Origin of the sequence: Methylobacterium mesophilicum (assembly GCF_036441335.1) — a bacterium.
Taxonomy (GTDB): domain Bacteria; phylum Pseudomonadota; class Alphaproteobacteria; order Rhizobiales; family Beijerinckiaceae; genus Methylobacterium; species Methylobacterium mesophilicum_B.
This window is the reverse complement of record NZ_MLBW01000026.1, coordinates 21,910-34,371: the sequence shown is the minus strand read 5'-3', so window position 1 is coordinate 34,371 and position 12,462 is coordinate 21,910. Positions and strand designations below refer to the sequence as shown.

Genomic DNA, 12,462 nt, shown 5'->3' with positions numbered 1-12,462 from the left:
CCGCAGCTCGCCCCGCTGATCACGCCCGGCATGGCACCGCCTCAAAGTTCTCCCGGCCCTCGCCGAAGGCCGCGTCGGGCACGGCGAAGCTGTCGAGGCCCTCGCCGAACCGCTCCGTGAGGTAGGTGTCGGCGCGCTTCGCCATGGCCTTGTCGGACTCGACGGTCAGCGACAGCGTGCGGCCGGCGCGCCACTCCACGACCTCGCCGTCCTCGACGATCGGCACGCCGTCCTTGAGGACGAGCTTGGCGGCGGTGAACATCGCGGTGCGATTCGCGTCGTCGCGGTAGACGGCAACGTCGGCCCGGGCACCGGCCCGCAGGTGGCCGCGGTCGGCGAGGCCGAGGAGCTTCGCCGGTCCGGACCGGGTCAGCTGCGCGATCTCGGAGAGCGTGTACTCGCGCTCCAGTCCCGGTAGGCTCGAGCGCTCGCCGACGACGCTCGGCAGCGTCGCGATCTCGCGGTCGCGCTCCGTCTTGTCCATCAGCAGGTGGATGATGCGGGGATACTGGGTGAACGGGCCGCCGTTCGGGTGGTCGGTGGTCAGGATCGTCCGCTCCGGGTCGGTGGAGAGCAGCATGATCTCCAGGCCGATCGCCCATTGCAGCGAGCTGGTCGGGCCCCGGGGCCGGTACAGGAACGGCACCACGCCGCCGCCCTCGGCGTCGCCCGCGTTCAGCACCCACTTCTTCGGCTTGGCACCCTTCCGGCCGGCGAACTGGCGGAGGATGTCGAGGGACACCGTCACGGTCTGGCCGAACACGACCTGCCCGATATCGAGGGTGGCGTTCGGGTTGTCGGTGATCGCCTGCGCGATCCGCTCGGCGGCCGAGCGGAAGCCGCCGGTGCCGGGATTGGCCGGGTCGACCGCGCCGTAGGCGTAGAACTGCGCGTGGGCGAAGTGGATGCGCCGACCCTCCGCCGCGTCCAGCGTCGCCATGAAGCTGTCGTCGGCCCCGGGCAGGCCGAGGTTGTTGCAGTGGACGTGCAGCGGGTGCGGGACGCCGATCTCCTCGACCGCGTCGAGGAGCGAGCCCATGATCTGCCGGGTCGAGAGCCCGTAGCAGGGGATCTCGTCGTCGAGGGAGAGGCGCAGGGCCCCGTCCTTGAAGGCCGAGGCGCCGCCCGCGTTGATGCACTTGACCCCGAGGCCGCGCGACTGGGCGACCGACAGGGCGACGAGGTCGCGCACGGCGTTGCCGCCCTGGCCATCGCGCAGGAGCTGCAGGAGCTGGTCGTCGTTGCCCATCACGGTCAGGGCGCCGCGGTCGAGCAGCGGGATGTCGGCGAGCTCGAGCTGCGTGCCCAGCGCGTGGGTCGGCGGCATCGCCGGCTCGACGGCCGTGGTGTAGCCCATCCGCGCGTAGGTCGAGCCGATCCAGGCCGCCGCCCCACCCGCGTGGGCGAAGGGATGGCCGTCGGGCGCCGCCTCGCTGACGTAGAGGTCGGGCAGGAGCAGCCGCGAGGTGATCACGTTGCCGCCGGCGATGTGCGAGTGCACCTCGACGCCGCCGGCCATCACCACGCAGCCCGCGGCGTCGATCACGGCGTCGGGCTCGCGGCCCGGCGGATCGATCACGCGGCCGTCCTCGATCCAGACGTCGCCCACGGAATCGCGGGACGCGGTCGGATCGACGACGCGCCCGCCCCGGATCACGCTCAGCATGCGGGTTCACTCCTCGACGCGGCCGGGCCCGTGACCAGGCGCTCCTTCAGGGCGCCCAGCACCGACGCGGCCGACGGCAGATCCGACGGCGCCGAGGCCGGCCAGAAGGTCAGCGCGGCGCGCTGCTCGTTCCACAACACGCCGCCGTGGTCGCGGCCGGGCTGGCCGACAGCGATCACCACCTCGGCGGCCCCGGCCTCACCGTCCGCGACCAGCGCGACGGAGGGGACGTTCGACAGCCAGTCCGGGCGCGACACCGGGACGGCGCCGAGCCAGAGAACGGCGTCGACCTCGCCGGCGGCGACCTGCCGGGCGGCGTCGAAGCGCCAGGGATCGTGCTCGGGCACGCGGCGCCCGAAGCCGCTGCGCGGCGCTTGCCCGGTCAGCCAGGCCGAGACCGGCACCACCGCCCGGTCCTGGCCGGTGCCGCCGACCGCGAGGGTGAAGCAGCGGGTCGTCTCGCTGAGCTCCATGGCGAGGCCCTGGAGCATCTCGATGCCGACCTCGCCCAGTTCGGCGGCATCGTAGAGGAGGATTCCGTACTGCGCGGCGGCGAGCCGGGCGGCGATCTGGCCGGGGAGATCATCGCCGGCGAGGTGGCCGCGGGCGTGGGCGCGCAGCACGCCGACCGCCTCGGTCAGCCCGCCCTCGGCCGGCCAGGACAGGGACGCGGTGGCGTTGGCGCCGACGGCCAGCAGGGTGCGGTCCGCCCCGGCGGCGCGACCGCGGCCGGGCTTGCCGTCGACGAGGCGCTTCAGGAGCGGCGCCTGCCAGGGGGCGGCGCCCACAACCAGCACCACGTCGGCGCGCCCGACGGCCTCGGCGGGCGTCGAGGTCAGCGCCCCGACCCGGCTCAGCGCTCCGAGGTCCGCGTAGGTGCCGGCCGAGCCGGCGGTGTCGACGGAGGCGCCGATGCGCCCCGCGAGATCGTAGGCCGCGCGGATCGCGGCCACGTCGGCGCTGAGGCCGGCGATCACCGGCGCGCGCGCACTGGCGAGGAGGGATGCGGCCGCCTCGATGGCGGTGCCCGCGTCCGTCGCGCCACCCTTCACCCAGGCTGCCATGCTCCCTCTCGCAACGTTCTTGCTTGGTTTCGGAGCGGGCGACGGCCGTAAGACCGGACGAAGCGGGTGCCCCTCGAGCCCGAGGGTTCCCCACCGAATCGGAATGGCTCATCCGCCCGGCATGTCCGGGCAGGCGGCAAACTCGGCGCGCCGTCGCGGGCCTAGGTTTGCCTTCATCCGCGCACCGCGGCAAGGGGGTCCGGCGGCGATGCGCGTCGGGAAGTGAATCGCGGGTATCGCTTCACCGCCGCGCGGTCTCCGCGATCGATCAGTCCTGCGCCGTCGGCGGGGACGATCCGCGCGCGTCCACGTTGCCCGGGTCCGGGCCGCGTGTGAAAAGCGCGCCGCGCAGGGGCCGGACCTGCGGGATTCGAGGCGGGATTCGAGGGAAGAGCGTTGGGCGAGGTCCCCGAACGGAACGAGGCGACGGCGGACGGTGCCGTGCGGGTCGAGGCGCCGGCGCGGCTGCATTTCGGCTTCCTGGACCTGCATGGCGGGCTCGGCCGGCGCTTCGGCAGCATCGGGCTGGCCATCGACGCGCCGTCCCTGATCCTGACCGCCCGCCGGGCGGCCCGGCCCACCGTCACGGGCCCGGAGGCCGACCGGGTGCGCGGCTACGTCGAGGCCGCCACCGCCCATCTCGGGCGCGGCGGGGACGTCGCCATCGATGTCGAGCGGGTGATCCCGGCCCATGCCGGGTTCGGCTCGGGCACGCAGCTCGCCCTCGCGGTGGCGGCCGCGATGGCCCGCCTGAACGGCGAGCCGTTCGCGGCGGAGGCCTTCGCGGCGACCCTGGACCGGGGCAACCGGTCCGGCGTCGGCCTCTGCGCCTTCACCGAGGGCGGGCTCATCGTCGACGGCGGCCGCGGCGCGGATGGCGGGCCGCCGCCGGTCATCGCGCGCCTGCCCTATCCCGAGGCATGGCGGATCGTCCTGATCCTCGATCCGAGCATGGCCGGCGTGCACGGGACGCGCGAGGTCGAGGCCTTCCGCGACCTGCCGCGGTTCCCCGAGGTGCAGGCGGCCGAGATCTGCCGGATCGCGCTGATGCAGGTGCTGCCCGCCGTCGCCCTGGCGGAGCCGCAGGGCTTCGGCGCCGGCATCACCCGGATCCAGACGCTGATCGGCGACCACTTCGCGCCCCATCAGGGCGGCCGCTACGCCAGTTCCGCGGTGGCGGAGGCGCTCGCCGCCGTCGCCGCGCGGGGCATCGCGGGCTACGGCCAGTCCTCCTGGGGGCCGACCGGCTTCGCGCTGGTCCCGTCCGAGGCCGAGGCCCGCACCCTGGTGGCCGGCCTCGACCGGGGCGGCCCCCTCCGGTTCGTCATCGCCCGGGGCCGCAACGGTGGCGCTTCGGTAACCGGTCCGGCGTGAGCCGGCCGCCCCGGGCTTGACCCGGGCCGCCGCTCCGGTTTTGACGGAGGGAAGGCGCCTCTCTCGCGCGCCGCACGAGGATTCCATGGCCCGCTCGATCCTCCACATGCTGACGCCGCTCCGGCACATGAGCCCGTTCGACGTGAACATGGCCGTGGATGCCGGGTTCGAGACGGTGGTGACCTACACGGAGGTCAGCCTCGCCGACGTCGTCTCGCTGACTCAGGATTCGATCTTCTCACGGTCGCCGGCCGACGGGACGCGGACGGGCATCTTCATCGGCGGCAAGAACGCCGAGGACGCCCTCGACATGGTCGATCGCGCCAAGAAGGCCTTCGTGCCGCCTTTCGTGAACCACGTCTTCGCCGACCCGGCGGGCTCGTTCACCACCGGCGCCGCCATGGTGGCGCAGGTCTCCCGCGCCCTGCGGCAGAAGTTCAACACCGACCTCACCGGCAAGCGCATCGTGATCTTCGGCGGCGCCGGCGTCGTCGCCTACGTGGCCGCGGTGATCGGTGCCCTGCAGGGCGCCACCACCGTCCTGGTCGGCCACGACGGCGAGGAGCGCGTCTCGAAGATCGCCTTCACGATGAAGTGGCGCTTCGGCATCGAGGTCGGCGCCGTCGACGGCACGACGCCCGACGATCGGCGCGCCGCCATCCGCGACGCCGACGTCATCCTCTCGGCCGGCCCGGCGGGCATCCCGATCCTCACCGCGGAGGATCTGGAATCCGCGCCGAAGCTGCTCGTGGCGTCCGACGTCAACGCCGTGCCGCCCGCCGGCATCGCGGGGATCGACGTCAACGCGGTGGACGTCGCGCTGCCGACGGGCAAGGGGGTCGGCATCGGCGCGCTGGCCGTCGGCGACGTGAAGTACAAGACGCAGCGGCGCCTGTTCGACCGGATGCTCGCCTCCGACACGCCGCTGTGCCTCGACTTCCGCGACGCCTACGCGCTCGCCGTGGAGATCGCCGGCTAGGCCGCTCCCGGACCGGATGCCGATGGCGGACGCGGTCCTGATCGCCGCGCAGGCCGGGCGCTCCCTGGCCGAGGCGGCGCGGCGCGCGGGGCTCCGGCCCTACGTCGCCGACCTGTTCGGCGATTCCGACACCCGCGTGCTGGCCGAGGCCTACCGGCAACTGCCGGGCCGCTTCGGCACCCGCCCCGCCGCCGACGCCACCCTGGCGGCGCTCGACGACCTCGCGGCGCGGGCCGGGAAGCCGGTCGGCCTGATCCTCGGCAGCGGCTTCGAGGACGCGCCCGACCTGATCGCGCGCCTCTCCGCGCGGCACCGGCTCATCGGCGCCTCGGCCGGGACCGTCGCCGCCCTGAAGGAGCCCCTGGCCTTCGCGGCCCTGTGCGCGCGCCTNCGGTCACCGAGCAGTGGTGCGCGCCGTCGCCGATCCGCCCGTTCCGCTACGCCGGGGCGCTCGCCCGCGGCGCCGGGGAAGACCCGGCGCTCCCTGCCGACCTCGTGCAGGCCGTCGCCGCCGGGATCGAGCGGATCGTCGCCGCGACCGGCCTGCGCGGCCTCGCCAGCGCCGACCTGCTGGTCGACGGGACCGACTGGTGGCTCACCGAGATCAACCCGAGGCCCGGCGCGACCCTCGACGTCCTCGACCGGCGCGGGACGCCGCTGCTCGCGGCCCACGTCGCGGCCTGCCTCGGCACGATGCCGGAGCCCGGACCGCATCCGGCGGGTGCGGCGGCCGCGCAGATCTGTTACGCGGACCGGGAGCTTGCGCCTGTGCCGGACCTCGATTGGCCGGACTGCGTGCGCGACCGCCCGTGCCCCGGCTCGGCGGTCCGCCGCGACGCGCCGCTCTGCACGGTGCTGGCCGAAGGCGCGGACCGGGCGGAGGTGCTCGCCCTGTTGGAAACGCGGACGGCACACCTGCGGGCCGTCTGCGCGGCGAAGAAAACACACCCCGAGGAAGCCCCGTCATGAGTGCCAGCCCGACCTATCCCAGCATCAACGCGCTCGCCGGCCCGCTGGTCGAGCGGCTCGTGGCCGACGCCGCGACGCTGCGGCTCTCCGTGTCGCAGGCCGCCGGCGGCGCCCGCATGGTCGATGCCGGCGCGCAGGCGCGGGGCTCGATCGAGGCCGGGCGGCGCATCGCCGAGATCTGCCTCGGCGGCCTCGGCACCGTCACCATCGCGCCGAGCGGGCCGATCGCGTCCTGGCCGTACTCGGTGACGGTCCATTCCGCCGACCCGGTGCTCGCCTGCCTCGGCAGCCAGTACGCGGGCTGGAGCCTCGCGGACGAGACCGGGGATTCCGGCTTCTTCGCCCTCGGCTCCGGCCCGGGCCGCGCGGTGGCGGCCGTCGAGGAGCTGTACCAGGAACTCGGCTTCCGCGATTCCGCCACCAAGACCGCCCTCGTGCTGGAAGCGGCCGGCGGCCCGCCCGAGAGCGTCGTCGCCAAGGTCGCGGAGGCCTCCGGCCTCAAGCCAGAGGATTTGACCTTCATCTTCGCGCCGACCCAGAGCCTCGCCGGCTCCACGCAGGTCGTGGCCCGCGTCCTGGAGGTCGCCCTCCACAAGGCCCACACGGTCGGCTTCGACCTGCACGCCATCGTGGACGGGATCGGCTCGGCGCCGCTGTCGCCGCCGCACCCGGACTTCATCAAGGCGATGGGCCGCACCAACGACGCGATCATCTACGGCGGCCGGGTCCAGCTCTTCGTGGACGCCGACGATTCCGACGCTAGGCAGCTCGCCGAGCAGCTGCCCTCCACGACCTCGAGCGACCACGGCGCGCCCTTCGCCGACATCTTCGCGCGGGTGAACGGCGACTTCTACAAGATCGACGGCGCCCTGTTCTCGCCGGCCGAGGCGATCGTCACGTCGGTGCGCTCCGGCGCCACCTACCGCGGCGGCCGCCTGGAGCCGACGCTGGTCGACGCGTCCTTCGCCTGAGGGCACGCGGGGCGCCGCTCCCGCGCGGGCGGGCCCCACTCCGATCCACCGAGCGACAGAACCTCGGGCCGCCCCGGAGGCGGGCGGCCCCGTGACGATCAGGACCCCCATGCGCATCGGGCTCGCGGCCGATAACGGCACCTGGCACAAGAACCGCCTGCTCGCGGCCCTGCGCGCGAGCGGCGTGGAGCCGGTGCTGTTCTCCCTCGCCGACGTGGCCGTCGTCACGGGCGGCGGCGAGCCGCTGCGCGTGCCGGGCTTCCCCGACGCGCTGCCGGACGGCGTGCTGATGCGGACCATCGCGGGCGGCACCTTCGAGGCGACGACGATGCGGCTCGGCGTGCTGCACGCCCTGGTCGCCGCAGGAGTCACCGTCTGGAACGCGCCGACCGCGATCGAGCGCTCGGTCGACAAGGCGGCGACCTCGCTGCTCATCGACCGGGCCGGCCTGCCGACCCCGGCAACCTGGGTGTTCTCGAAGCGCGAGGCGGCCGCGGCCCTGGTCGCCACCGAGGCACGGCCGGGCGCGCCGCTGGTCCTGAAGCCGCTGTTCGGCTCGCAGGGGGAGGGGCTCGCCCTGATCGAGCGCCCGGAGGACCTGCCCGACGAGGAGGCCGTGGCCCGGGTCTACTACCTCCAGCGCTACGTGCCGCGCCGGGACGGCCTGTGGCGCGACTACCGGGTGTTCGTCTGCGACGGCCGGGCGATCGCCGGGATGATCCGCGAGGGCGACGGCTGGATCACCAATGTCCACCGGGGTGGCCGCCCGCTGCCCTGGGCGATGCCGCGCGCCGCCGCCGAGCTGGCCGAGGCCGCCGCCGCCGCGGTCGGCGTCGACTATTCCGGCGTCGACCTCGTCGAGGACGGGGAGGGCGGCTTCTCGGTCCTCGAGGTGAATTCGATGCCGGCCTGGTCGGGGCTCCAGACCGTGTGCGAGACCGACATCGCCGCCGCGGTGGTGCGCGGCTTCCTCGCCGCGGCCCGCGGCGCCAGCCGTCCCCGGCTCGTGGTGGCATGAGCGGGGGCGGCCTCGACGCGGCCCTGATCGGCACGCTCTACCGGGCCGCCTGCCTCGCGGAACTCGACGCCCTCAAGCCCGGCAACGTCCACGCCTACGCGCCCGGCCACCGCATGGTGCTGGCGGATTTCGTGACGAGCGCCGACGTCTCGGCGCCGCCCCTGGCCCGGGCGGGCGCGGGCGTCGGGGCGCGGGTCCGCGACAGCGTCGCCGCCACCATGGCGGCGGTGGGCCAGAACACCAATCTCGGCATCCTGCTGCTCTGCGCGCCGCTCGCGGTCTCGGCCGAGGGGGGCCAAACCGTCGCGGCGGTGCTCGATTCCCTGGACGGCGCGGATTCGGAAGCGGTCTTCGCGGGTATCCGCCGCGCCAATCCGGGCGGCCTCGGCGCGGCCGGCCGGCACGACGTCGCCGACGCGGCGCCCGGCTCCCTGCGCGACGCCATGGCGGAGGCCGCCGATCGGGACCGGATCGCCCGCGCCTACGTGACGGGTTTCGCGGACGTGCCGGCGATCGGACTCGCGGCCCTGCACGAGGCCCGCGCCGCCGGGCTCGACCCGACCTGGTGCACGACCGCGATCCACCTGGCCTTCCTCCGCGCCGTCCCGGACAGCCACGTCGCCCGCAAGCACGGCGCGGCGGCGGCCGAGCGCGTCCGCCGTGAAGCCGAGGCGGCGCTCGCCGGGCTCGACCTCGCCGCGCGGCCGGTCGATGCGCTGCTGGCCCTCGACGCGTCGCTGAAGGCCCGGGCGATCAATCCGGGCACGAGCGCGGATTTCACGGTCGCGACCCTGTTCTGGGACGCCCTCGCGGGCGCCGGCGGCCGGCTCGCCTGAACCGCGCGCACGATCCGGTGTCCACGGCCTCGGACGGATAGAAATTCCTTCGTGTCAGGGCCTTGCGCGGGTTGTGAGCCGCAGGGCCCCGCTGTAGGGTCCGCCGCGCTGTCCGGCCCAACCGGCTCGGCCCATCCGGCTCGGCCGGCATGGTCGGGCGCCGATAACAAGGATGGCTTCCCGGCCGCGGCTTCGCCCGGCGCGCGGCTCTATTTCGGAATCCAGGGAGAGACACCGAATGGCGAAGATCACCAAGGTTCAGGTCGGCGAGGCCCTCGTCGGCGACGGCAACGAGGTCGCCCACATCGACCTCATCATCGGACCGCGCGGTTCGCCGGCCGAGACGGCTTTCTGCAACGGCCTCGTGAACAACAAGCACGGCTTCACCAGCCTGCTCGCGGTCATCGCGCCGAACCTGCCGTGCAAGCCGAACACCCTGATGTTCAACAAGGTCACCATCAACGACGCCCGTCAGGCCGTCCAGATGTTCGGCCCGGCCCAGCACGGCGTTGCCAAGGCCGTGCAGGACGCGGTGGCCGAGGGCATCATCCCGGCGGACGAGGCCGACGACCTGTACATCCTGGTCGGCGTGTTCATCCACTGGGAGGCGGCCGACGACGCCAAGATCCAGAAGTACAACTACGAGGCCACCAAGCTGTCGATCCAGCGCGCCGTGAACGGCGAGCCGAAGGCCTCGACGGTCACCGAGCAGCGCAACTCCGCGCAGCACCCCTTCGCCGCCAACGCTTAGATCGGGGACGGTCCTGGGCAGAGCGAGCCTCCGCCCGCACCGCGGGGCCTGCTCCAGCGACTGGCTTCGATCTTCCTTGGCCGATAATTGAACCCCTGAACGGGACGGCGCGAGCCGTCCCGTTTTCTGTTTGTCGTCCGCCGCACGAGCCACCGCGGCGACGGAGCGTCGGCCTTCGGCGCGCGGGACCCGTTTCGGTCGGCACGCGCGGCCGCGTCCGCGCCGGCAGAGCCGCGCGGTGAGGTCATACCTTGATCCGCCGAAGGGCTCGCGACCCTGCGCGATCACTGGAGGCACGGCGGCCCCCTGGTCCTCGCCGCGGCTCCCGACACGTCCGATCACGCGGCGATTCACGCCGGGATCCTCGCCTTCGTCGAGACCGGCGCGGACGATACCGATCAGGACAGCATCCCGCCCCTGATCGACCACAGCCTGGACTTCACTCTCCCGTTCCAGGCGACCGAGCGCGTCCGGCAATCCTCGAATCGCCACCGTGCGGGCGCGTCTCGCGGCCCAGGCGTCGCGTCGCGGCATCGGACCGGGGCGCGCCCGCGGGCGACCGCGGCAGGCCGGCGCCAAAAGAAAAGGGGCCGCCTCGCGGCGACCCCCTTCCTCCGTGACGCGAGTGGCGCGGACTTAGAAGTCCATGCCGCCCATGCCGCCGCCCGGCATCGCCGGAGCGGGGCTGTCCTTCTTCGGCGCGTCGGCGACCATCGCCTCGGTGGTCACCAGCAGGCCGGCGACCGAGGCCGCGTCCTGCAGGGCGGTGCGCACCACCTTGGCCGGATCGACGATGCCGGCCTGGATCATGTCGACATACTCTTCGGTCTGGGCGTTGAAGCCGAAGGTCTCCGAGGAGGTGTTGTCGGTGATCTTGCCGACCACGATCGAGCCTTCCACGCCCGCGTTCTGGGCGATCTGGCGGAGCGGGGCCTCGAGGGCCTTCAGGACGATCTTGATACCGGCCTGCACGTCCGGGATCTCGGACTTCAGCTCGGCGACCGCCTTCTTGGCGCGGAGCAGCGCGGTGCCGCCGCCCGGGACGATGCCTTCCTCGACCGCCGCGCGGGTGGCGTTGAGGGCGTCGTCGACGCGATCCTTCTTCTCCTTCACCTCGACCTCGGTCGCGCCGCCGACGCGGATCACCGCGACGCCGCCCGCGAGCTTGGCCAGACGCTCCTGCAGCTTCTCACGGTCGTAGTCCGAGGTGGTCTCCTCGATCTGCGCCTTGATCTGCGAGATGCGGCCCTCGATGTCGGACTTCTCGCCGACGCCGTCGATGATCGTGGTGTTCTCCTTCTCGATGCGCACGCGCTTGGCGCGGCCGAGCATGGGGAGCGTCACGTTCTCGAGCTTGATGCCGAGGTCCTCGGCGATCATCTGACCCTTGGTCAGGATCGCGATGTCCTCGAGCATCGCCTTGCGGCGGTCACCGAAGCCCGGCGCCTTGACGGCCGCGACCTTCAAACCGCCGCGGAGCTTGTTGACGACGAGCGTGGCCAGAGCCTCGCCCTCGATGTCCTCGGCGATGATCAGGAGCGGCTTGCCGGTCTGAACAACCGCCTCGAGCACCGGCAGCATGGCCTGGAGCGACGAGAGCTTCTTCTCGTGGATGAGGATGTAGGGGTCCTCGAGCTCGGCGACCATCTTCTCCGCGTTCGTGATGAAGTACGGGGAGAGGTAGCCGCGGTCGAACTGCATGCCCTCGACGACGTCCAGCTCGGTCTCGGCGGTCTTCGCCTCCTCGACCGTGATGACGCCCTCGTTGCCCACCTTCTGCATGGCGTGGGCGATCATCTCGCCGATCTCCTTGTCGCCGTTGGCGGAGATCGTGCCGACCTGGGCGACCTCGTCGGAGGTCGAGACCTTCTTGGCGCGCGCGATGATGTCCTTCACGGCGGCCTGGGTGGCGAGGTCGATGCCGCGCTTCAGGTCCATCGGGTTGATGCCGGCCGCGACGTACTTGGCGCCCTCGCGGACGATGGCCTGGGCCAGCACGGTCGCGGTGGTGGTGCCGTCACCCGCGATGTCGTTGGTCTTCGAGGCCACTTCGCGCACCATCTGGGCGCCCATGTTCTCGAACTTGTCGGCGAGCTCGATCTCCTTGGCGACCGTCACACCGTCCTTGGTGATGCGCGGGGCGCCGAAGCTCTTCTCGATCACGACGTTGCGGCCCTTCGGGCCCAGCGTCACCTTCACCGCGTCGGCGAGGATGTCGACGCCGCGCAGCATCTTATCGCGGGCGTCGGCGGAGAAACGAACGTCTTTCGCTGCCATTGTGTGCCTCTTAGCTAGTGGTTGAACCCCGAGTCCGGGACGGCCTCAAAGGGCGGTGACGGGTGATCCGATCAGAGGGCGACGACGCCCATGATGTCGGATTCCTTCATGATCAGGAGGTCCTGACCGTCGATCTTGACCTCGGTGCCGGACCACTTGCCGAACAGGACGCGGTCGCCGGCCTTGACGTCGAGCGCGTTGACGCGACCGGCCTCGTCGCGGGCGCCGGGGCCGACTGCGACGACCTCGCCCTCCTGCGGCTTCTCCTTGGCGGTGTCCGGGATGATGATGCCGCCCTTGGTCTTCTCTTCGCTCTCGATGCGACGGACGACCACGCGGTCGTGCAGCGGACGGAACTTCATGAGCTGCCCTCTTGCTTCAGGTCTTGAGTTGGCGTTGATGCGGCCGGCGGGACCGCCGCGAACTCGACTGTTAGCACTCTGTCTCGGCGAGTGCCAAAGACGGCCGCGAGATAGGCGCGGGCGGGTTCCGAGTCAAGGCTGTCGCACCCCCGCGCGACGGTGCGATGACGCGCCGGCGGCACCGATCCCCTCATG

General features: G+C 72.8%; 10 protein-coding genes and 1 pseudogene. 7 read left to right on the top strand and 4 right to left on the bottom strand.

Annotated features, from left to right (window positions below):
* Positions 1-19: 19 nt before the first annotated feature.
* Positions 20-1,666 carry a formylmethanofuran dehydrogenase subunit A gene (locus MMR14E_RS16110; RefSeq protein WP_331315639.1) on the bottom strand — a complete coding sequence of 549 codons (1,647 nt, stop codon included), beginning with the start codon at positions 1,664-1,666 and terminating at the stop codon, positions 20-22.
* Complete coding sequence (locus MMR14E_RS16105) at positions 1,660-2,730, bottom strand: formyltransferase (protein WP_331315637.1); 1,071 nt, start codon at positions 2,728-2,730, stop codon at positions 1,660-1,662. The genes MMR14E_RS16110 and MMR14E_RS16105 overlap by 7 nt, the downstream gene beginning before the upstream one ends.
* Before the next feature lie 396 nt (positions 2,731-3,126).
* Between MMR14E_RS16105 and MMR14E_RS16100 the strand changes: the two genes are divergently transcribed.
* From MMR14E_RS16100 to fae, 7 genes and pseudogenes are all read left to right on the top strand, one after another.
* Complete coding sequence (locus MMR14E_RS16100) at positions 3,127-4,104, top strand: beta-ribofuranosylaminobenzene 5'-phosphate synthase family protein (protein WP_331315635.1); 978 nt, start codon at positions 3,127-3,129, stop codon at positions 4,102-4,104.
* 85 nt (positions 4,105-4,189) lie between these two features.
* Positions 4,190-5,083, top strand: coding sequence for an NAD(P)-dependent methylenetetrahydromethanopterin dehydrogenase (locus MMR14E_RS16095; RefSeq protein ID WP_331315633.1), 894 nt, complete (start codon positions 4,190-4,192; stop codon positions 5,081-5,083).
* Between the two features lie 22 nt (positions 5,084-5,105).
* Positions 5,106-6,052, top strand: a pseudogene (locus MMR14E_RS16090) (tetrahydromethanopterin C1 transfer protein).
* Complete coding sequence (gene mch, locus MMR14E_RS16085) at positions 6,049-7,023, top strand: methenyltetrahydromethanopterin cyclohydrolase (RefSeq protein ID WP_331315632.1); 975 nt, start codon at positions 6,049-6,051, stop codon at positions 7,021-7,023. Before MMR14E_RS16090 ends, mch begins: the two are co-directional and overlap by 4 nt.
* 109 nt (positions 7,024-7,132) lie before the next feature.
* Positions 7,133-8,041 carry a RimK family alpha-L-glutamate ligase gene (locus MMR14E_RS16080; RefSeq protein WP_331315980.1) on the top strand — a complete coding sequence of 303 codons (909 nt, stop codon included), beginning with the start codon at positions 7,133-7,135 and terminating at the stop codon, positions 8,039-8,041.
* Positions 8,038-8,877, top strand: coding sequence for a triphosphoribosyl-dephospho-CoA synthase (locus MMR14E_RS16075; protein ID WP_331315630.1), 840 nt, complete (start codon positions 8,038-8,040; stop codon positions 8,875-8,877). Before MMR14E_RS16080 ends, MMR14E_RS16075 begins: the two co-directional genes overlap by 4 nt.
* Positions 8,878-9,115: 238 nt before the next feature.
* Positions 9,116-9,628, top strand: a complete 513-nt coding sequence (gene fae / locus MMR14E_RS16070; RefSeq protein ID WP_012317540.1) for a 5,6,7,8-tetrahydromethanopterin hydro-lyase — start codon at positions 9,116-9,118, stop codon at positions 9,626-9,628.
* Positions 9,629-10,264: 636 nt separating this feature from the next.
* On the opposite strand, the gene groL is transcribed toward fae, so the two are convergent.
* Complete coding sequence (gene groL / locus MMR14E_RS16065) at positions 10,265-11,905, bottom strand: chaperonin GroEL (protein ID WP_132366947.1); 1,641 nt, start codon at positions 11,903-11,905, stop codon at positions 10,265-10,267.
* 71 nt (positions 11,906-11,976) lie between these two features.
* Positions 11,977-12,267: a co-chaperone GroES gene (gene groES / locus MMR14E_RS16060; protein WP_331315629.1), complete on the bottom strand. Its 291-nt coding sequence runs from the start codon at positions 12,265-12,267 to the stop codon at positions 11,977-11,979.
* Between the last annotated feature and the right edge of the window lie 195 nt (positions 12,268-12,462).